At 61.5% G+C, this 21,043-nt stretch carries 14 protein-coding genes and 1 pseudogene; 3 read left to right on the top strand and 12 right to left on the bottom strand.

Annotated features, from left to right (window positions below):
• Positions 1 to 44: 44 nt before the first annotated feature.
• The 6 genes from BXY39_RS00120 to BXY39_RS00145 all read right to left on the bottom strand — a co-directional run bounded on the left by BXY39_RS00120 (position 45) and on the right by BXY39_RS00145 (position 8,434).
• Positions 45 to 1,496, bottom strand: coding sequence for an NCS1 family nucleobase:cation symporter (locus BXY39_RS00120; protein ID WP_121936871.1), 1,452 nt, complete (start codon positions 1,494 to 1,496; stop codon positions 45 to 47).
• Positions 1,497 to 1,645: 149 nt separating this feature from the next.
• Complete coding sequence (locus tag BXY39_RS00125) at positions 1,646 to 2,515, bottom strand: nitrilase-related carbon-nitrogen hydrolase (protein ID WP_121936818.1); 870 nt, start codon at positions 2,513 to 2,515, stop codon at positions 1,646 to 1,648.
• Between the two features lie 98 nt (positions 2,516 to 2,613).
• Positions 2,614 to 4,110: a CoA-acylating methylmalonate-semialdehyde dehydrogenase gene (locus BXY39_RS00130; RefSeq protein WP_121936819.1), complete on the bottom strand. Its 1,497-nt coding sequence runs from the start codon at positions 4,108 to 4,110 to the stop codon at positions 2,614 to 2,616.
• A gap of 68 nt (positions 4,111 to 4,178) precedes the next feature.
• Positions 4,179 to 5,498: an omega-aminotransferase AptA gene (aptA, locus tag BXY39_RS00135; RefSeq protein WP_121936820.1), complete on the bottom strand. Its 1,320-nt coding sequence runs from the start codon at positions 5,496 to 5,498 to the stop codon at positions 4,179 to 4,181.
• A 151-nt stretch (positions 5,499 to 5,649) separates the two neighbouring features.
• Complete coding sequence (gene preA, locus BXY39_RS00140) at positions 5,650 to 7,014, bottom strand: NAD-dependent dihydropyrimidine dehydrogenase subunit PreA (RefSeq protein WP_121936821.1); 1,365 nt, start codon at positions 7,012 to 7,014, stop codon at positions 5,650 to 5,652.
• On the bottom strand, positions 7,007 to 8,434 hold the full coding sequence (locus BXY39_RS00145) for an NAD(P)-dependent oxidoreductase (RefSeq protein WP_281269985.1): 1,428 nt from the start codon (positions 8,432 to 8,434) through the stop codon (positions 7,007 to 7,009). Before BXY39_RS00145 ends, preA begins: the two co-directional genes overlap by 8 nt.
• Before the next feature lie 260 nt (positions 8,435 to 8,694).
• Between BXY39_RS00145 and BXY39_RS19610 the strand changes: the two are divergent.
• Together BXY39_RS19610 and BXY39_RS19235 are read left to right on the top strand one after the other, a co-directional pair.
• A pseudogene (locus BXY39_RS19610) lies at positions 8,695 to 8,901 on the top strand (hypothetical protein); the annotation flags it as partial.
• A gap of 113 nt (positions 8,902 to 9,014) precedes the next feature.
• A complete protein-coding gene (locus tag BXY39_RS19235; protein WP_170163512.1) occupies positions 9,015 to 10,121 on the top strand; it encodes a hypothetical protein in 1,107 nt (368 codons plus the stop codon).
• Positions 10,122 to 10,447: 326 nt separating this feature from the next.
• On the opposite strand, the gene BXY39_RS00165 is transcribed toward BXY39_RS19235, so the two are convergent.
• Together BXY39_RS00165 and BXY39_RS00170 are read right to left on the bottom strand one after the other, a co-directional pair.
• Positions 10,448 to 10,675 (bottom strand): hypothetical protein, encoded by a 228-nt coding sequence (locus tag BXY39_RS00165; protein ID WP_121936825.1) that lies wholly within the window; start codon positions 10,673 to 10,675, stop codon positions 10,448 to 10,450.
• A 181-nt stretch (positions 10,676 to 10,856) separates the two neighbouring features.
• Complete coding sequence (locus BXY39_RS00170; protein ID WP_121936826.1) at positions 10,857 to 14,213, bottom strand: S41 family peptidase; 3,357 nt, start codon at positions 14,211 to 14,213, stop codon at positions 10,857 to 10,859.
• Between the two features lie 254 nt (positions 14,214 to 14,467).
• On the opposite strand from BXY39_RS00170, the gene BXY39_RS00175 reads away from it, so the two are divergent.
• Positions 14,468 to 16,162, top strand: a complete 1,695-nt coding sequence (locus tag BXY39_RS00175) for an EAL domain-containing protein (protein ID WP_121936827.1) — start codon at positions 14,468 to 14,470, stop codon at positions 16,160 to 16,162.
• A 460-nt stretch (positions 16,163 to 16,622) separates the two neighbouring features.
• Here the strand turns inward: BXY39_RS00175 and BXY39_RS00180 are convergent, their stop codons facing one another.
• The 4 genes from BXY39_RS00180 to BXY39_RS00195 all read right to left on the bottom strand — a co-directional run bounded on the left by BXY39_RS00180 (position 16,623) and on the right by BXY39_RS00195 (position 20,928).
• Positions 16,623 to 17,528, bottom strand: coding sequence for a haloalkane dehalogenase (locus tag BXY39_RS00180; RefSeq protein ID WP_121936828.1), 906 nt, complete (start codon positions 17,526 to 17,528; stop codon positions 16,623 to 16,625).
• 72 nt (positions 17,529 to 17,600) lie between these two features.
• On the bottom strand, positions 17,601 to 18,656 hold the full coding sequence (locus BXY39_RS00185; RefSeq protein WP_121936829.1) for a saccharopine dehydrogenase family protein: 1,056 nt from the start codon (positions 18,654 to 18,656) through the stop codon (positions 17,601 to 17,603).
• Positions 18,657 to 18,845: 189 nt separating this feature from the next.
• Positions 18,846 to 19,532 carry a TetR/AcrR family transcriptional regulator gene (locus BXY39_RS00190; RefSeq protein ID WP_121936830.1) on the bottom strand — a complete coding sequence of 229 codons (687 nt, stop codon included), beginning with the start codon at positions 19,530 to 19,532 and terminating at the stop codon, positions 18,846 to 18,848.
• 184 nt (positions 19,533 to 19,716) lie between these two features.
• Positions 19,717 to 20,928 carry a glutathione S-transferase family protein gene (locus BXY39_RS00195; protein WP_121936831.1) on the bottom strand — a complete coding sequence of 404 codons (1,212 nt, stop codon included), beginning with the start codon at positions 20,926 to 20,928 and terminating at the stop codon, positions 19,717 to 19,719.
• Positions 20,929 to 21,043 lie beyond the last annotated feature (115 nt).

A 21,043-nucleotide genomic window follows, 5' to 3' on the forward strand; every position in this document is an offset into this window, starting at 1 on the left:
TTCCGGTGGTGTTTGTCCTTGATCTGGCGCAAGCGTCGGTTTTTTCAGCCCCGCCGCGCCAGCAGCAGATAGGCCAGCGCCGCCACGCCAAAGCCGACAAACCAGGCATAACCATACAGCACGGCCAGCACGCCGGGCACATCGTCGACCAGACGCACATTCGCCAGGAACCCCGGCAGGCTCGGCAGGATGCCAAGGATCAGCGCGACGATGCCGGCGCGGTTCCAGCCGCCGTTTCCACTGTAACGGCCGTCCTCGCGGAACAGCTCCTCCACTGTCAGCCTGGTACGGCGGATCAGATAATAATCGGCGATCAGAATCCCGGCTATCGGGCCGAGCAGGGCGGAATAGCCCACCAGCCAGGTGACGATATAGTCGCCCGCCGTCTCCATCAGTCGCCACGGGAACATGGCGACCCCGATGCCGGCGGTGATATAGCCGCCCATGCGGAAACTGATGGCGCCGGGCGCCAGATTGGAAAAGCCGTAAGCCGGCGCCACCACATTGGCCGCCATGTTGGTGGTCAGCGTGGCGATGACAAGGGCGGCCAGCGCGACGATGACGCCCAGCCCGCCCATACGCCCGGCCAGTTGCACCGGGTCCCAGATCGCCTCGCCGTAAATCACCACCGTGGCCGATGTCACCGCCACGCCGATAAAGGTGAACAGCGCCATCGGCACCGGCAGGCCCACGGCCTGTCCGATGATCTGGTCGCGCTGGCTGCGGGCGAACCGGGTGAAGTCGGGAATGTTCAGCGCCATGGTCGCCCAGAAGCCGACCATGCCCGTCAGGCTGACGAAAAAGGTCGGCCAGAACTGTCCTTGCTTGGCGCCGCCGGGGGCGAAGGCGGACGGGGCCGACAGCATTTCGCCGAAACCGCCGGCGGTCACATACGCCCAGGCAAGCAGCGCCAGTCCCATCAGGATGAGAAAGGGCGCGGCCAGCATTTCCAGCCAGCGGATGCTTTCCGTGCCCTGGCGGATGAAATAGATATGCAGCCCCCAAAAGGCGAAAAAACACACCGTCTGCGCCGGGTCGATGCCAAGGACGGGTAAGGGACTACCCGCGAACAGATTGTCCGTCAGGGCGTTCAGGATGACGTAAATCGCCGACCCGCCGACCCATGTGTTGATGCCGAACCAGCCGCAGGCGACCAGCCCCCGCGCCAGCGCGGGGATTTTCGCCCCCGTGGTGCCAAACGCTGATCTGAGCAGAACCGGAAAGGGGACGCCGTGTTTCGCGCCGGCATGGCCGACCAGCAGCATCGGCACCAGTACGATGACATTGCCGAGAAAGACGGTCATCACCGCCTGCCACCAGTTCATCCCCTCGCTGACCAGTCCCCCGGCCAGCAGATAGGTCGGCACGCACACCACCATGGCAACCCACAGGGCCGCGAAGGACCGCCAGTCCCAGGTCCGGTCCCGCGCGGCGGTGGGGGCGAGGTCCTCGTTCCACAGGGCGCTGTCGGCCCCTTCCGCCATAGTGGCTGTCATGGTGGTTGCCGTGGTGGTCACTGCATCGCTTGCGCTGGTGGCGTCGGTCATAGGCCCCCTAAGAATTTTTGCCCCATATGTGTCCTGCCCGGTACCGCTGTTATGCTTCTGTGGCCCTTTGCTGCCGTTGCCCCTTGGCCGGGCGGGTTTTATTCACTGTCGGTCAGGCTCCAGTATGTGTCAGGCCGGCGGTCGCGGAAAAACTGCCACAGGTCGCGGACCTCGCGGACCATGTCCATATCCATGTCATGGATCAGCAATTCGTCCTTGTCGCGGCTGGCGATGGCCTCGATCTGGCCGCGCGGGTTGACGAAATAGCTCTGGCCGTAAAACTCGCCGATGTCCCACGGGGCTTCGGTGCCGACACGGTTGATGGCACCGATCCAGCAGCCGTTGGCGGCGGCCGACGCCGGCTGTTCCAGTTTCCACAGATATTCGCTCAGGCCCGCGACCGTGGCCGACGGGTTGACGATATATTCCGCCCCGTTCAGGGCCAGGGCCCGCCAGCCCTCGGGGAAGTGGCGGTCATAGCAGATATAGACGCCAAGCTTGCAGTAGGCGGTCTCGAACACCGGCCACTCGCTGGAACCGGGACGGAAGAAGAATTTCTCCCAGAAGCCCGCCACCTGCGGGATGTGGGTTTTGCGGTATTTGCCCAGATAGGTGCCGTCGGCATCGATGACGGCGGCGGTGTTGTAATACAGACCGGTCACCGCGTCCGCCTCATAGATCGGCACCACGATGACCATATTGTATTTGGCGGCATACTCCTGCATCAGCCGCGTCGTCGGCCCGTCGGGGATGGTCTCGGCCGCCGCATACCATTTGGTGTCCTGGCTGGGGCAGAAATAGGGCTGGGTGAAGACCTCCTGAAAGCACAGCACCTGCACGCCGTCGGCGCCCGCCTGTTCAATCAGCGGAATGTGCGCGTCCACCATCGCCTTGCGGATGGTGTCCGGGTCCTGGTCGGTGGACGCTTTCAGCCCCATCTGGATGAGGCCACCGCGAAGCTTGGTCATGGGTCTTGTTCCCCCCTGTTTCCGCCCCGGCAGGGATTTTCCCTGTCGGGGCATGTGGTCCTGTGGCGCACCTTGTGGGCGCGCCTTGTCCCAAGCCCCTAGTCGAGGCTCGGGAAATTGAATTGCGCGCCCGAGCGGATGCCCGTGGGCCAGCGCGTTGTCACCGTTTTCAGCTTGGTGTAGAAGTGCACCGCTTCATGGCCGTACATGCCGTGCGCCCCGAAGATGGAGCGTTTCCAGCCACCGAAGCTGTGATGCGCCACCGGCACCGGGATCGGCACATTGATGCCGACCATGCCGGCCTGCACCCGGTTGGCGAAATCGCGCGCCGCGTCCCCGTCGCGGGTGAAGATGGCGGTGCCGTTGCCGTATTCATGGTCGTTGACCATCTTCAGCGCCTCGTCATAGGCCGTGGCCCGCACCACGGACAGCACGGGGCCGAAAATCTCTTCCCGGTAGACGGTCATCTCCGGCGTCACCTTGTCGATCAGCGTGCCGCCGACCCAGTAACCGCCCTCATACCCCTGAAGCGAGAAGCCCCGCCCGTCGACGACCACCTCGGCGCCCTCTCTCTCGCCTTCACTGATCAGGCCTTCGATCCGCTCTTTCGCGGCCGCCGTGATGACCGGGCCCATTTCCGCGTCCGCATCGGTGGCGGGGCCGATTTTCAGCGCGGCGACGCGCGGCGCCAGTTTTTCAACCAGCGCGTCCGCCGTGTCCTGACCCACCGGCACGGCAACGGACACCGCCATGCAACGTTCCCCGGCCGAGCCGAAGCCCGCGCCCATCAGGGCGTCCGCCGCCTGATCCAGATCGGCGTCCGGCAGCACGATCATGTGGTTTTTCGCGCCGCCCAGTGCCTGCACCCGCTTGCCGCCGGCGGTGCCGCGCTTGTAGACATATTCGGCAATCGCGGTGGAACCGACGAAGCTGATACCGGCGATGTCCTGGTGGTCGAGAATGGTGTCGACCGCGTCCTTGCCGCCATGCACCACATTCAGGATGCCGTCGGGCAGGCCCGCCTCGGCGAACAGCTTGTGGATCAGGTTGGCGCTCGACGGGTCGCGCTCGGACGGTTTCAGAATGACGGCGTTGCCGCAGGCAATCGCCATGGAAATCATCCACACCGGCACCATGACCGGGAAATTGAACGGCGTGATCGCCGACACAACGCCGAGCGGCTGGCGTTCGTCGGCGCTGTCGATGCCGGGGCCGACATTGCGGCTGAACTGGCCTTTCAGCAGTTCGGGGATGCCGCAGGCATAGTCCACCACCTCAAGCGCGCGTTGCACCTCGCCGAGGGCGTCGTCATGCACCTTGCCGTGCTCGACCGATATGGTGCGCGCGATCTCGTCGGCGTGTTCCACCATCAGGGCGCGCAGCGCGAACATGACGCGGGCGCGTTTGGCCGGTGACGTGTCGCCCCAGGCCGGCTGTGCGGCCTTGGCCGCGGCGACGGCGGCCTCGATTTCGGCGCCGCCACCCATGGTGACATCGCCGATTTTCTCGCCGGTCGCCGGATTGAAGATCGGCCCCAGGCCGGTGCCGCTGCCGGCGGTCTCGGTGCCGGCGATAATATGTTGTACAGTGCTCATCGGATATAAACTCCCCATCCCGTGTCCCCTCCGGCTGGACGCCTCGCGGTCTCGGCGGTGTCCTGCCCTCAGGCGACCTCTCGCAAAACCGCGCGCAGCGTATCGAAGGCGAAATCGATATGCGCCTTCTCGATAATCAGCGGCGGTGACAGCGCGATAATATCGCCCGTTGTGCGAATGAGGAGTCCTTTCTCATAGGCGCGCAGAAAAGCATCGAAGGCGCGTTTGGTCGGCGCACCCGCAATGGGCTCAAGTTCGATGCCGGCGATCAGCCCCAGATTGCGCAGGTCGATCACATTGGGACAGTCTTTCAGCGACTGCACCGCGTCCGCCCAATAGTCGCCGAGCACCCGCCCTTTCTCGAACAGGTCCTCTTCCTCGTAGGTGTCCAGCGTGGCCAGCGCCGCCGCGCAGGCCATCGGGTTGCCGGAAAAGGTATAGCCGTGGAAAAACTCCACCATGGTCTCCGGCCCGGACATGAAGGCGTCGTGGATGTTCTCCTGCACGAAGACGGCCCCCATGGGGATGACCCCGTTGGCCAGTCCCTTGGCCGTGGCGACGATGTCCGGCTCCACCCCGAAATAATCCACGGCGAACGGCGCGCCCAGCCGGCCGTAGGCGGTGATCACCTCGTCAAAGATCAGCAGGATGCCGTGCCGGTCGCAGATGGCGCGCAGGCGTTCCAGATACCCCTTCGGCGGCAGGATCACCCCGGCCGACCCCGCCAGCGGCTCCACGATCACGGCGGCGATTGTGGATGGGTCATGCAATTGGCACAGCCGTTCCAGATCGTCCGCCAGCTCGGCGCCGTGGTCCGGCTGGCCACGGGAAAACCGGTTTTCCGCGATGCCGTGGGTGTGGCGCATATGGTCGACCCCGGCGACCAGCGCACCGAACATCTTGCGGTTGGCGGGCATGCCGCCCACGCTCATGCCGCCGAAATTGACGCCGTGATATCCTTTTTCCCGACCGATCAGTCGGGTACGGTGCCCTTCGCCGCGCGCGCGGTGATAGGCAATGGCGATTTTCAGCGCGGTTTCCACCGACTCAGAGCCGGAATTGGTGAAGAACACAGTGTTTAGATCGCCGGGCATCAGATTGGCCAGCCGGTTGGCCAGCTCGAACGCCTTGTAATGTCCCATCTGAAAAGCGGGCGAATAGTCCAGTTCCCCCGCCTGTTTCCGGATCGCCTCGACAATGCGCGGACGCTTGTGCCCAGCGTTGCAGCACCACAGGCCGGCAATGCCGTCCATCAGGTCGCGCCCGTCGGCCAGCTTGTAATACATGCCCTCGGCGCCGACCACCATGCGCGGCGCCTGTTTGAACTGCCGGTTGGCGGTGAACGGCATCCAGTAGGCTTTCAGGTCGTTCGGGCGCATGTCGCTCATGGCTGTGTCGCTTCTATCCTGTTGTTGTGGCTGTTACTCAGGACGATGGACGCACGGGGGGCACAAGACGGCGGCGCCGGGCTCCGTGAAACGCAAAGGGCCTTGATCCGGCGCCCTGTTATGCTTGGGATCTTTATTCGGCGGCCCTTTTCTATTCTGCGGCCTGGCGCTGCGGGTTCAGGGGGTGTTCCGGCCATGTCACCGGCGCTTCGCCATTGTCCACCGGGCGCATGTCGATACAGTCCGGCACCGGGCAGACATGTTGGCACAGATTGCAGCCGACACAGTCCTCTTCCACCACGGTGAAGCGGCGGCTACCGTCCTCCTGCGCGGTGATTTCAATCGCCTGGTGCGAGGTGTCCTCACAGGCGATGAAACAGCGCCCGCAGTCGATGCATTTGTCCTCGCTGATATGGGCTTTCAGGTCGTAGCTCATATTGAGCTGGTTCCAGTCCACCGTGTTGGGGATGGCGCGCCCGCGAAAATCCTCCAGCGTGCGGTAGCCCTTTTCGTCCATATAGGCCTGCAACCCGTCGATCATGTCGTCGACCACGCGGAACCCGTACAGCATCGCCGCCGTGCACACCTGAAGACCGTTGGCGCCCAGCGCGATGAACTCAGCCGCGTCGCGCCATGTGCCGATGCCGCCGATGGCGGAAATTTCCAGGTCGCGGGTCTCAGCGTGGCGGGCGATTTCCGCCACCATGTTCAGCGCGATGGGTTTGACCGCCGACCCGCAATAGCCGCCATGCGTGCCCTTGCCGTCCACCGTCGGTGTCGGCGCCATGGCGTCCAGATCGACCGAAACGATGGAATTGACCGTATTGATCAGCGACACGGCGTGCGCGCCGCCCTGTTTCGCCGCCTCGGCGGGCACCAGAATGTCGGTGATGTTGGGCGTCAGCTTGGTGAACACCGGCAGGTTCACGGCCTCGCGCACCCATCTGGTCGTCTGTTCGACAAAGTCCGGCACCTGTCCGATGGCCGAGCCCATGCCCCGCTCGCACATGCCGTGCGGGCAACCCAGGTTCAGTTCGATCCCGTGCACGCCCGCATTGGCAAGCGCGACGGCGATATCCTTCCACGCCTGTTCGTCCATCGGCGCCATCATCGACCCGATGATGACCCTGTCCGGCCATTCCCGGCGGCATTCCTCGATCTCGCGCAGGTTCACGTCCAGCGGGCGGTCGGAAATCAGTTCGATATTGTTGAAGCCGACAATGCCGCGCCCGGCATCGAAATGCGCGCCGTAGCGGCTGGTGACATTGATCACCGGCGGTTCCGGGCCCACCGTTTTCCACACCGCGCCGGCCCACCCGGCCTCGAACGCGCGCACTACATTGTATTTCTTGTCCGTCGGCGGGGCCGAGGCCAGCCAGAAGGGGTTGATGCTGTCGATACCGGCGATGCGGCAGGACAGATCGGCCTTCGCGCCGGCCCTGTTGATGTGAAACCCGTTCACGCCGGAGCCGTTTGGATAAGAGCCGTTGTGCTTGAACCCATTGCGATTAGACATTGGTTGTCTCCTTTGTCGCACCGGTCGCTGCCCCTGTCTGACTGTCTGTTTCCTGACGGTCCGTTGCGCCCTTCAGGCAGGCGTCGATGGCATGGGCGGCGCGCTTGCCGTCTTCCACCGCCTGCACGGTCAGATCCTCGCCGCTGGCGATGCAGTCGCCGCCGGCGTAAACGCCGGGCAGGCTGGTCCGGTATGTCTCGTCCACCTCTATCTTACCACGGTGGACGGTCACGCCGCGCACATCGTCCGCCGTCAGCTTCTGGCCGATGGCCTTCAGCACCCGGTCGGCGGGCAGGGTGTAGGTGCGGCCGGTGCCGGCGAGCCGTCCGTCCGCGTCCAGTTCCGTGCGTTCAAAGACAACGCCGTCCACATGTCCCTCGCCCATGAAGGCGACGGGCCGCGACCACAGGCGGATGTTGACGCCGTTGGTTCTGGCCAGATCTTGCTCCCACTCGGTGGCGGACATGTGGTCCGCCCCGCGCCGGTAGACCAGGGTGACATCTTCCGCCCCCAGCCGTTTGGCCTGTACGGCGGCGTCGATGGCGGTGTTGCCGCCGCCGATGACGACCACGCTGTCGCCGGGCGCCAGTGCTGTCAGGTCGCCTGTCGTCTGCCTGAGCGCGGCGATAAAATGTATGGCGTCCTCCACACCGTCCAGGTCATCGCCGTCGATGCCCGCCCGATTGGTGTCAGTCAGCCCGACACCGAGGAACACGGCGTCAAAGCCGCCGCGCAAGTCCTCCAGCGTGATGTCCCGGCCGAGCGCCTTGCCATGCTCGACGGTGATGCCGCCGATCTCCATCAGAAAGGCGACCTCCCGCTGCGCGAAGTCGTCCACCATTTTGTATGCGGCCAGGCCGTATTCGTTCAGCCCGCCGGGTTTGGCCTTGGCCTCGAACACTGTCGTCTCATGGCCCAGCATGGCCAGCCGGTGCGCGCAGGCCAGCCCCGCCGGCCCCGCGCCGACAATGGCGACGCGCTTGCCGCTGGGCTCCGCGCGGGTGAAGGGATAGGGCGTCTTGCCGGTGTCGATGTCGGTTATCAGATGGTCGACGGCGTGGCGTTGCAGCAGGCCGATCTCAATCGGTTTGTCCTCGGCCGTGTTGCGCACGCAGGCCTGTTCGCACAATTCTTCCGTCGGGCACACACGGGCGCAGGTGCCGCCCATGATGTTGGCGTCCAGTATGGTGCGGGCCGCGCCGTTCACATTGCCGGTGCCGATCTGGTGGATGAAGGTGGGGATGTCGATGGCGGTGGGGCAGGCGCGGATGCAGGGCGCATCATAGCAATACAGGCAGCGGTCCGCCTCCACCATCGCCTGCATGCCGTCCAGCGGTGTGTGCAGGTCGGCGAAATTGTCCGCGATCTGCTCCGCCGTCAGTTGCCGCCCGTCCCTGGATGCCTGAGACCGTTCACTCAAGAGACCCTCCTACACCGTCTTCCATGTTGCACCGCACCGCTTGTGCCGCAGCAATCAGGGAATGTAAAGAATCTGCCATGTTCATGGGCGCGTCAAGTCAAATCTTGACCAATTGGTCAGGTTATTGCGTTCGAGATGATCCCGCATATTCATATATGACGATATCAGGTAAAAATCGGACAGATTGTGTCCCGGTCCAATGGGGACGGGGGACCGGTCCTGTCTGCGGGTCAGCGGGCGGTTTTACAGGCTCGGTCCCGCCGCCATATTCGCCCGGCTTTAATCCCATTGAGATGGCTTTCTCAAAACTCAAGGCATTCCCTGATGCAGAGACCGCCGCGCGAACCAACGGCGAGCCATGGGATACCATCGCCTGAGCCATCCAAACCGTCACACAAAGCGAATACCAGAACGACGGCACTGCCGCCGGATATGACTTGGGATGGCCGGAAATTGCTCTGGTTTGAACTTTGCCTCTCTCAAAAGGCAATTTCGTTTTTCGACCTTGAGTTGCCAGAAAAAATCGTAAAAATTATATTCCGTAAACGCAAATAAATGTTGTCCTTGGGGGATAAGTCATATGTTCGGCTATAATTTTGCGCACTTGCTTAGCGCTTCGCTGGGGGTGGCAATCATATTGTATCCGGCATCCGTCTTATTCCGATATGCCATTATTGGAAACAGAGGTAAAAAATCCCAATTCCTTTGGATCATTCTCCTCACAGTTGCTGTAATCGTTGGATTAAACGCTTTCGACGGCGGTATCCGCGCTCTTAATGAACACAGCCCTTTTTCCCTTCAAAGATATAAACTCATTACGGGTTTGATGGCGGGTGCCGTCGTTTTTTTGGTCGTCTTGATCCTGCCGTATAAATCTAATCCGACGAAACCGGTGAACAGCCGCTCTTTGGGAAGAATTTTGGCGTCGGTCCTTGTGTTTTTTCTGGCCTTGGCCGGTCTCTGGAATCTGGCCGGCGGAACGTACAGCGCTATTGTCCATGGCCCTCAACCGGGGTCCGGTTGGGACATTTCGAAAGCGCAGATGCGGGACATAATGCTGAATGGACAGCTTGCTGATTTTTGGCACGAAGTAGACAAAATTGCTCCAAACGACATGGATGCACTCATAGATCGTCTGTATGCGCGCAAATCCGAATTTGGAAGTCGCGAGCAAACGAGGAAAATACTTTGGGAAGAGGCTGTAAATTTTCGTCTTTCCTTGGCTGCTTACGGCTCCGCAATGACCGACGGGCAACGCAAGGAGTTACTAAAAACCAATATCGATGTGCTGAGGAAATTTGAAGATCAACCGGATCTCTGTATACAAGTTGCTTCCAATGGAGGCAAAAACCTAACCGAAGAAGACCTAAACATTGTCATATCTGAGTATAGTCAACAGCTTGTCTCTGTTGTCAGGAATTTGCTGCTTGCAAGAAATGCATTCGAGAATGGTGTTCAAACGCCAAACCCACCCTCTGAACTGGATTATATGATTCTTGTTTTCGGTCTTTCCCAGGCCGGCATGGCTGATGATTTGCTACAGGCCTTGCTTAAAGGTGACACCACTCATAAAGATTATTGCTCAGGGATAATAGCATTCATGCAAGAGGTGCATTCCATGCCGGGGGAATCCGGAGAATCAATCAGGTTTGAGATGGTTCAGGCAATGATTGCAGCTGTTCAATAACTTTTTCAGTTCAGCCTGATATGCGTAATTCGCGGATGTCGTGGCCAACTCAGAGAACGAACTGAATGTCAAAATAGCGCGTCTGCGGGGCCGCGTTTCCTGAGGCAAGTGGCATCAAACCGCGCTTCCCCAACGTCATTGGAAGACGACAGCCTTCACCGCCGGATCGTGGGTCAGCGACGTGGCGGTGATGCATAATTTCCCCGCTCAAAAGATTGCCGGTGCGCGCATTGACATCGAAGAAGCCGGAACCGGGCCGCCCCTTGTGAAAACGGGACCGATTGTGTCCCGGATCACCGGGCAGGGGGACCGCTTCTGTCCGTGTGTCAGCGGATCGGGACGCGCGGGGTCTTGGTGACCTGCCAGTTTTCCGGCCAGCCGACGGTGTTTGCCACCAGCAGGACAAACAGCACGAGCCCGACGACGGCAAGCGCTGCATAGGCAAATTCCCGCGACGGGCGGCGGCGCACCCACAGGCTGGCGCGCAAAAGCAACTGCATCAGGTCCATGGTGTACAGTGTATGCGGCACGGCGGCGGCCTGCAAAGAAAACACAGGCCGGAGTGCCCCGTGTCGGTCACAGGAAGCCGGAGTGCAGGCCCCGGATGCTCAAAAGAAACAGGGGGCATGTGCCCCCAGTGGATCAAAAGAAACAGGGGGCATGTGCCCCCCAGTGGATCAAAAGAAACAGGGGGCATGTGCCCCCTGTCGGTCTATGCTTTTTTAACCCCGGTGCTTATTGACCCAGTGCGGTGGGATAGGGCGGGGCCTGCTCGCGGCGGATCGGGCTGTGGTCTTCCAGTTGCCGCAGGACCTCTTCGATGGCGCGGTCAAGCTGGCTGTCGCGGCCCTTGTTGACGCCTTCCGGGTCAAGGTCGACGTCGATGTCGGGGGCAACGCCCTGATTTTCCACCGTCCACTGCCCGTCGGGCGTGAAGAAGCGGAAATAGGGCACGCTGACATAACCGCCGTCAATCAGCAGCGGGTTGGCGAAAATGCCGATCAGGCCGCCCCATGTGCGCTTGCCGATCAGGGTGCCGATCCCCATATGGCGGAAGCTGTACGGCAGGAAATCCCCGCCGGACCCGGCATCCTGGTCGATCAGCATCACTTTCGGCCCGTAAATGGCGCCGCCCGGCGTGTCGAACACCAGACCGGCCCGGTCTTTCCAGCCCGACAGATAGGTGCGGCTGAGGACGTCGGTGATATAGTTCGCAGCCTGTCCGCCGCCGTTCATCCGTTCGTCGACGATCATGGCGGACTTGTCCGTCTGCGGGAAGAACATGCGGTTGAAGAAGGTATAGCCCGCGCCGGCCGTATTCGGCAGATAGACATAGCCGACGCGCCCGTCGGTCTTTTCCGCCACATAGGCGCGGTTTTCCTCGATCCAGTTCCACCGGCGCAGCCAGCGGTCATTGGCGATGGGCTCCACCGTCACGGTGCGCCGGTTGCGTCCGCGGGCATTGTCCGCCACATCCAGCCGCACCTGTTTGCCGACCGTCCCCTCGAACAGGGCAAAGATATTGTCCCGTCCGCTGACCGCCTGCCCATCGACGCCGAGGATATAGGTGCCGACGCCGACACCAAGGCCCGGCTCGGCCAGCGGCGCCTTCAGAAAGGGGTTCCACCGTTCGCCGGTATAGAGCGCGGCAATGCGATAAGCCCCGTTTTCAACCCGCAGGTCGGCGCCGAGAAGGCCGACGGGAACCGTGGTCTCCCTGTGGACGTCGCCGCCCCAGGCGCGGTTATGGCCGACCTGCATTTCTGCGATCATCTCGACGATCAGCTTTGTCAGGTCTTCGCGCCGGCCCACATGGGCCACAAGCGGCTCATACTTGGCGCGGATCGCCGACCAGTCCAGACCGTGCAGACCGGGGTCGTAGAAATAATCCCGCTCCATGCGCCAGGTATCGTCGAAAATCTGCGCCCATTCGGCACGGGGGTCGACACGCATCCTCATGTCGCCCGTTTTCAGCGGCTTGCCGTCCGGTTTCTTGGCCATTTTGCCGACCGTATGCTTGCGGCCGGCCACTTCCGCCAGAAACTGTTTGCCGTCGGCGCTGTAGGTGACATTCGCCACGCCCTTCAGGACGCCGGTGTCCTCACGCTCCTCGAAATCATAGCGGTGCAGGGTCGCGGTGGCCCTGTACTCGGCCTCCGGCGGGGTGACGCTGCTGCCGGGCTGGACATGGTGCAGGTAAAACAGCGCCCCGTCCGACGCGACGCCCAGACTGTCCACATTGCGTTCGGCCACCGGCAGTGCACTGATGCGGGACGCCAGACCGTCCAGATCGATCCGGGTCGGCGTCAGGCCGTTGTCGGATTCGCCGTTCTCGTCACCGTTGTCGTCGTCCTTGTCCCCGGCTTCGTCCCCAGCTTCGTCCCCGTTTTCGTCGCTGTCTTCATCGCCGGTCTTGGGCAGCATGGGCGATGTGCCGTCCGCCGCCAGAACCGCCACATAAAGCCCGTAACGCAGGGGCCGTTCCTGGGTCGACATGTCCAGGCCCACGGACTGCTGCCCGGCATTGGTCGAGGCGGAAAAATAAAGATACTTGCCATCCGGGCTGAAGGCCACGGAGCCAATGTCCGCCATGCCGTCGGTGACCCGTGTGCTGGTGCCGGTGGCAAGATTGTACAGTATCAGGTCGCTGAAGAAATTGGCCCGCACCGAGGTATAGGCCAGCCACTGTCCGTCCGGTGACAGGCTGGTCTCCCACAGGTCCCGCCGCTCGGCGGTCTCGATCAGGCTCAGGCCGTCATTGTCCAGGTCCAGCGCCCAAAGCCGCAGGTTGCTGTCGCCGAGAATGATGCGGCGTCCGTCGGCCGTCCAGCCGTGCAGGCTGAAATATCCGGTATCGGCCAAGGGCACGGTTTTCACCGCCCCGCCCCCGGTCTGCGCCTGAATGACCAGACTGTGGCGGCCGCCGGCATCCGAGATATAGGCGATCCGGTCCCCTTTCGGTGACCACAGGGCATCCATTTCACGCGTGCCTGTCGTGGCGGTCAGATTGCGCGTGCTGCCGTCCTTGACAGGCACGGTGAAGATATCGCCGCGCGCTGTCAGAACCGCCCGCTTCGCCGTCGGGGACAGGCGTGCCCGTTCCACCGTGCGGCTGGCGTCCTTCCATTGCGGCCGCGTTTGCGGCAGGTCCGGGCGGATGGTGACGGAAATGTTTCGTACGCTGCCGTCGGTCAGGGTCAGTTCCTTCAACTGGCCGCCGACGGAATAGACGATATGGTCGCCGTGGCCGTCAGCCGCGCGGATGTCCCAGTCCACTTCCGTCGTCACCTGGCGCACACCGCCGCCGCGTGTCTCATAGGCATACAGATTGACCGCCGTGTCGTCCCGGTCGGACAGGAAATAGAGGGTATTGCCCATCCATAAGGGGTTGGTGTCGTTGCTGCGGCCCTCGGAATTGTCACCGCGGGGGATTTTCACCCAGTCCTCGCCGTCCGCGCCGATAATCCAGATCGGCGGCGTCGACCCGCCCCGGTGCAGCCGCCAGCCGCTGGCGCCGCTATTGGCCTGCCTGTAGGGTCGGTAGGCGATTTGCCGTCCGTTCGGGGAATAGGCGGCTTCCGCCATCACCGCGTCCATGACCTTGTCCGGAAAGCCGCCGTCGACGGACACCGTGTAAAGCTGACTGCTGCGGCCGTTCTTCATTTCCCGGGCCGAGGTGAAGACGACGGACGATCCGTCCCGTGTCCAGTCGGTCACCACATCGTCGCCGGGGTGCCATGTCAGTCGTTTGGGCTGACCGCCCGCCGTCGGGATGACATAGACATCGTCATTGCCGCCATAGTTGGCGGTGAATGCGATCATGTCGCCATCCGGCGAGAAATGCGGATGTCCCTCGTCCGCCGCATGGCTGGTCAGTCGGCGCGGGTTGGCGCCGTCGCGGTCGGAAACCCACAGGTCGCCCGCATAGACAAAGGCAAGATGGTCCGCCGAAACGGCGGGGTCCTGCAGCAACCGGGTATCCTGTGCCCCCGCCGTGACAGCGGCCCCCATGACAAGGCCAAGCGTACAAGTCAGCCGTGTCAGTATGGTATTGCGTTTCCACCCTGGATAGATGGACGTGATCGTTTGCATGATGTTCCTCCCCCAAAATGCAAAGAAAAAAGCACGATGCCAATAAGCGTATGAATTGCAGTGATTAACCCATGCTAACGTCACCGTCTTTGGCCCGATGCTATGCGAGCGTCATGGCACTGTCCAGAAAAGCCGTGAGGCTCTATCGGGGGAAAGTACAGTCACAAGTGGCAGACATACAAGTTTTTACCGGCGCGACGGAAAGGTACGGTTCGCACGGTGACACCACGCGGTGAGCGGTGCGGTGATTGATAATGAAAAAAGTACCTGACAGGTTTCTCGGTTACGCTTTTTGCGTCGGCGACGCATTGCTGGAATTGGACGACGATTTCAGAATTCGCAATGCCGACGGTGCGACGCAGACTGTCCTCGGTCTGGAGGCGAAATCCCTGACCGGTGTCGCTTTTCTGAGTTGGTTGCTGCCCCACGAGCAGGAGATGGTCAAGGGCGCGGTCAGCGCGCTGACGGGAAAAAACCGTCTTGGCCCCATCCTCGTTCATCTGGATACGGTCACGCCGGGCTCCGGCGACATGAAGGATCCGTCACCGGAGACGGCCTGGAATCCGGTCGACCCGCGTGTGCGCTCCGAGCTGATCGCCAACAGGCGGCCGTCCGCCCTGTTCCTGACCCGGCTGGATATGAAACCCGGCCGGATTTTTGCCGTGCTGTCCTTGCCCCACCGTATTGGACTGGCCTCCGAGCGGGTCCATGAGGATGCCCGTTCGCCGGAAGAAAAAAAACAGGACTTCCTGACCCGGGTCGGCGACATGCTGTCGGACGACCCCGACGGCAACCTCAGCGTAACGGTCCTCGAAACGGCGGCGGGCCACCCCCTCAGCACATCCGAGCAGGATCGTATCGACCGGTTGCTGAATTCCATGTCGGTCGGCGGCGGCACCGCCGCCTCACTGGATACCAACAAGTTCGCGGTTTTGCATGACAGCGCGCCCGGCGGTCACCGCAGCGATTTCGTCGGCGAGATCGAACGGCGCATGGGCGTCCGCATGGCGTCGGCCACCATGAACACGCAGGAAGCCGATCTGCGCGACGATGACAGCGTGAGAGCGATTCTGTTCGGCCTGCAGAAATTCGCCGAAGGGGCGGAAAACTATACGATCCAGGCTTTTGAGGATGGATACGCCGACCTTATCGACGAGACCGCCGCCCGTGTCAGGGAATTTCGCCAGGTTCTGGATAAAGGCGGATTTTCCCTCGTCTATCAGCCCATCGTGGATATGAAAACCGGGCGCACGCACCATTTTGAGGCGCTCAGCCGGTTTGACAGGCCGACACCGGGATACAGCCAGTTCGACATGATCTGTTTCGCCGAGGATGTCGGCCTGATCATGGACTTCGACCGGGCGGTCATGGACCGGGCCGCCAAGAAATTGCTGCCCATGGTCAAGCGCGATGCGGACACCGCGCCGAAACTGGCTGTCAATGTTTCGGGACGGTCTCTGTCCAGCCAGGATTTTGTCGCCCATCTTCTGCAACGCCTTGAAGAGCTGAGTCTTTTGTCGGGCCATTTGTCGCTGGAAATCACCGAATCTTCCAAAATTCAGGACCTTGAGACCCTCGGCGACGCCCTGAGCCGGATCAAGACACTGGGGTTCAAGGTCTATCTGGATGATTTCGGTGTCGGTGCCGCCGGCTTCCAGTATCTGCGCGACCTGAAAGTGGATGCGCTGAAGATTGACGGCAGCTACATCCGCGATGCGGTCAACAGCAAAATCGATCAGGCTTTTCTGAAGTCCATGATCAGCCTGTGCCAGGAGCTTGATATCATCACTGTCGGCGAGTGGATCGAAACCAGGCGTCAGGCCGATTTGTTGCGGCGGCTTGGCGTGACATACGGGCAGGGCTATTATTTCAGCAGGCCGAAAGTCTCCCTGGTGAATGTGAAGGTGAATTATCAGCCGGGCGGTGACCAGGCCGCCGTTTCGGTTTGAAGCCCGTTCTCGGCGGAATTCGGTATTCAAGGCATCCATGTTTGCCTCTGTCCGGTTGCCCGTGTGTCGGGTGTTCGGGCAGGGCATGGATATGGCCGGTCTGGCCGGCAATATGAAATTCCGGTATCCTTTGAGGATGTACAGGTCTTTTTGGTCTGTACAGCTTAAAAGGAGACTGTGACCGTAAAGTCACAGTCTGAAAAACCGGTAATCCGATACACACCGCCCTGCGCGACTGGGGCGCGTGTCACGGCGCCTTGCTTGTCGGAAAAACCCTGTCCGCCGAAAAGCCGGCACCGGTTGAAACTCGAAAACCGGAAATCCCGAACGCCGACCCCCTGATGGATTTCCCCTGGGCGCGGAAGTCTGACTGCGACTTGGCCAATGGCGGCGACCTCGCGGAGGCCGCCTGACCAAGAATCGTCTGCCCAAGGGGTGTCCGTCCCGGTGTCGTACCGGCTTACAGCTCTGCAAGCCAGGCATTCAGTGCCGCGGTGATTTCGACCGGACTGTCCTCCTGAATGAAATGGCTGCCCGATACGGTGACTTCGCGCTGGTTTTTCCAGGTCCGGCAGAAGTCCCGCTGCGCGCCGATCAGAATGGCGCCGGGGTCGGCGTTGATGAACAGTTTCGGCAGGTCGCTTTCAGCCAGGAAACGGCTGTAGCGTTCGACTTCGGCGGCAACGCCGGCCGGCTCATGGCCGATGGGAATCTGGCGCGGCCAGTCCAGTGTCGGGCGGCGGCTTTCGCCGGGCTCCAGAAACGGCCGGCGATATATCTCCATTTCCGTGTCGCTCAGGGGCCGCAGGATCGATCCCGGTAAAACCCGCTCGATGAAAAGATTCTTTTCCAGAATCATCTCTTCGCCCATATCGGAACGGAACCCCTGAAAGATACCGCGTGCCGCTTCCGGCCAGGCGTCCCAGTCCCTGACCGGGCAGACGATCCCCTCCATATAGGCGAAGGCCGAAACACGCTCGGCGTTGCGGCTGATCCAGTCAAAGCCCAGCGCCGATCCCCAGTCATGCACGACGAAAACGATATCGTCCCCCAGATCGATGGCGTCCCACGCGGCATACAGATGCTCCCGCTGGGTGAAGTAATCATATGTTCCGGCACCGGACGGCGTGATTTTGTCCGATGCCCCCATACCGATCAGGTCCACGGCAACACACCGGCCATGATGGGTCAGATGCGGCATGATGTTGCGCCACAGGTAACTCGATGTGGGATTGCCGTGTTGGAAGACAAGCGTTCGGCGGTTTGCGCTGTCCTGTGCCGGCAGGTCCACATAGGCCATGGTGCGTCCCAGAACGTTCACCGTCCGCTGGGGCAGTTCCTCGGTGCTGAAGGGGGTCTCGGGCATTCCACACTCCTTGATAAACGGGTTGAAGAGGCTGTCCCGGCCAAAGGGGCAGGGGGATAAAGGTCGCTCGGTTTAAAGGTCTGTCAGGCGGCAGCCTTCAAGCTGATCCAGGAAACCGCCGCCAAAGGCCGTCGCCGGCGTCTGGTAGCCGGGCACGGGATTTTGCAGGATCGCCGCGGTCGCTTTCAGGCTGGCATCCGCCGTCAGTGTGTATCCGTTCGGGGTTTCCAGCCGGCTTTTGACGACGGTGCCGTCCGCATCGGTCACCAGGGCCATGAGTGTGGCGTTGTCAACCGCAAGGGCCTCGGCGCCGGGGCCTTCGGGCCGTTTGTCAATCTGCGCCTTGAGAAACCTCTGGACCGGGGGCAGCCCCGGCAGGGGGCCGAGCCAGTGGCCGAGCCGTGCCAGTGCCATCACAGGTCCCGTTGCCGGAAAATAAACCTCGATATCGCCGATACCGGTCGACCGAAAGGCCGTCGAGACATCCCCCCAGGGAACCGCGACATGGCGTTCCGCGCCGTCGCCAAGGCCGTAATCCAGATCCCGGACCAGACTGCCGGGACGGACTGTCGTCAGAACGCCGTTTTTGCGAATGCGCACACCCGTCTTCAGGGTCTCGACAGCGGTTTTGCCGGTGCCGCGCGACGGCATGCCCAATCCCTTGACACCGAGGACCAGGCGCACCGGGGTCTTCACACGGTCCGAGATGTGTTTGGCAAGACAATCGCTTGGCACCACATCAAACCCGACACCGGGCATGATGGTAATACCCGCCTGTCGGGCCGGGGCATCGCGCCCGGCAGCCGTTTCGAAAACATCGATTTCGCCGGTTATATCCAGATAGGAGATGCCGGCGGCGATACAGGCATCCATAAGCGGCGCGGCTGTGGCGGAAAAGGGCCCGGCGGCTGACAACAGCAGCGCGCTTGCCTCCAGGGCCCTGGATATGGTCGCGCCATCGCTGACGGGGAAGGCCGTCCAGTCAAAACCGGTTTCCTGCGAAAGCACGCGCAGTTTTTCGGCATTGCGGCCAGCCAGGCGCAGGGTGACCCCCCGTGTTTTCGCGGTGCGCGCGATCAGACGACCCGTATACCCGGTTGCACCATATAGCAGGATGGGTTTCTTCATCGGTCTTTCCCAGAAGGGTTCACGGGTCTGTAGGGGTACAGATCGGAGCCATTCTGCGCACCATCACCCTGAAATCGATACAGACCCTAATGCAAACAGGTCGGCCGGGGAAAGACACGCACGCGTGATAAAACAATGCCCGACACGTTTATGCCGGGCATCGCAACGGTCCGCCATGCGGGATGTGTCCTAATATGCCGGTTTCGCGCCCGAACCGGTCATAATGTCGACACCGATTGTCAGAAGACGCCCTGAAAGCTCCGACATGGTGACCGGCTGGATTTCGCCGTAGCGGTCCGACAGGGCGCCGGCCCTTACAATGCCGCCCGGTGTCGGTTCGGCCAGAAGCCAGCGGTTGAGCGATAGAATGGTCAGGTCCACGACCATTGAAAATCTGAGCGACAGTTCCGACGGTGAAAGACCGTCCAGGGCGTCCGCGATGGCGTCCAGCGTTTCGTCCAGGGCGCTTGACTCCGCCAGGGACAGGACTTGGCGCAGACTGTATTCCGGCCGTGTGATGGCCTGGGCGAGAAATGTCAGGACGACGGCGCCGTCGTCACTGAGGGCCAGATCAATCAAGGGTTGAATGACGACGGCGATAAGGGATTTGAGATCGTCCCTGCTCTCCACAGTCTCCAGCATCTGGCGCCTGCGGGCATCCATCAGTTCAATCCGCCGCGAGATGGTCGCGCTGATCAGGTCATCCTTGGTGCCGAAATGATACTGAAGGGCGGATTGATTACGTTGCCCGGCGGCGCGCAGAATATCGCGGGTCGAAACATCCAGCATGCCTTTTTCCGCGATCATGCGTTCCGTTGCATACAGAAGGGCATCGCGGGTGGCTTGCGATCGGCTATTGTTTCCGGGATTTGTCATGATTACTCACCTAACTCTTCTATCTACAGTAGCGAGCGTACAATCAATTGGTACAATCGCAGATATCCAATCAATTGGTACGTGCCATTACTTCTGTCAAGATACGCGGCAAAATGGCATTAATTTGATACCGTCAGACTGTGGCGCAAAACAGGCGGTATTGCGGGCAGTTTAAGACAGGTCATCATGACAGGATGTGCCATATCTCGCGGTAAGCGTGCCGTTCTATGCGCCATGGCGGACATTTTCCCAGAAGATCGGACAAACCCGTCTCTTCAAGAATGCGGCTGAGTGCCGCACGCTCTTTTTCGGGCAAGGCCGCCAGGCTGTCCTGTGCCCTGTTCAGCATCCAGACGGCATACTGACGGACGGCGGCCTCATAAGGGGTGCCATCGATGTGGAAGCGGATGCGTCCCAGCGTCCGTTTGCCGCTGTCGCCCAAAACCGCCGCACCGTCCGCCGGGTGTGTTGTCCGCACATGATCGTCGAGAAAAGCGACACAGGCGGCCAGTTCGGGGGCATGTTCGCGGGACATCATTTTCAACAGATCCTTCAAGGTCTCGGGCAGGGCTGCCGGCCTGAAAAGACCGTCCTCGCCGTAAGCCTGCCCAGATGATGGGGACGATGATGCGGATGGTGCCGGACCGGCAAATGTATGCTCCGGAAACTCCGGGGCCGTCCATTCGGGGGCCATCATCCGTTCCACCCAGCGCCACACCCGGTGGGCCTGCCGCTGCATCAGGGCCGCCGGATGGGGATCCCGGCCCAGATGCGCATACAGCGGGCCGATAAAGCCGAAATCGGCAATGGTCGGACGCAGGCCCAGAAGATAGGGATGGTCGGCGAAATGCCTGTCCAGCAGGCCGAGCAGTTCATGGTATCGGCCTTCGATACCGGGAATGGTGTCCGCTGTAATGCCAAGATACGGCAGAAGGCCGCTCATCCGGGCTTTCAACGGCGCGGCCACGGTGTCCGCCTGATCGTCCGGTGTAGCCGGGGCCCCCATCCGGGCGAATTCCAGGCTGATGAAATGGTCGTTGGCGTCCGGAAAATTCCAGCGGTAATGCATGGCCGGACGCAGCAGGCCCTCGTCACCGTAAAGTTCCAGGATACGCGCGACCGTTTTCAGGGCCGGGTCCCGGGGGACAAGGGCGGGTTCGGGATGACGGTCTTCCAGAACGTCGATGATTTCGGTCGTATCCTGAAGAACGTCCCCCTCCGGCGCGACAAGCACCGGCAGCACCACCCGCCCGACGGCGGGCACTATGTCGCGGGCAAATGCCGGATGGGCCGGCAGGCGTTCTTCAAAGGGCAGGGCCTTTTTGCGCAGATAACTTCTTAATTTACCCGAATAAAGCGAAACCGGGCTGCCATACATAATATGGGGATGCGTCATAAACCGTCTTTCCGCCGTTGGCGCTATAAAGTCATATATTCCAATGAAATAACCATACGGGCATCACTATGGCCCACGCTGTTCGGACAGCCAAATAACACTTTGGGGACCGGTG

The organism is Eilatimonas milleporae (assembly GCF_003688555.1).
Taxonomy (GTDB): domain Bacteria; phylum Pseudomonadota; class Alphaproteobacteria; order Sphingomonadales; family Kordiimonadaceae; genus Eilatimonas; species Eilatimonas milleporae.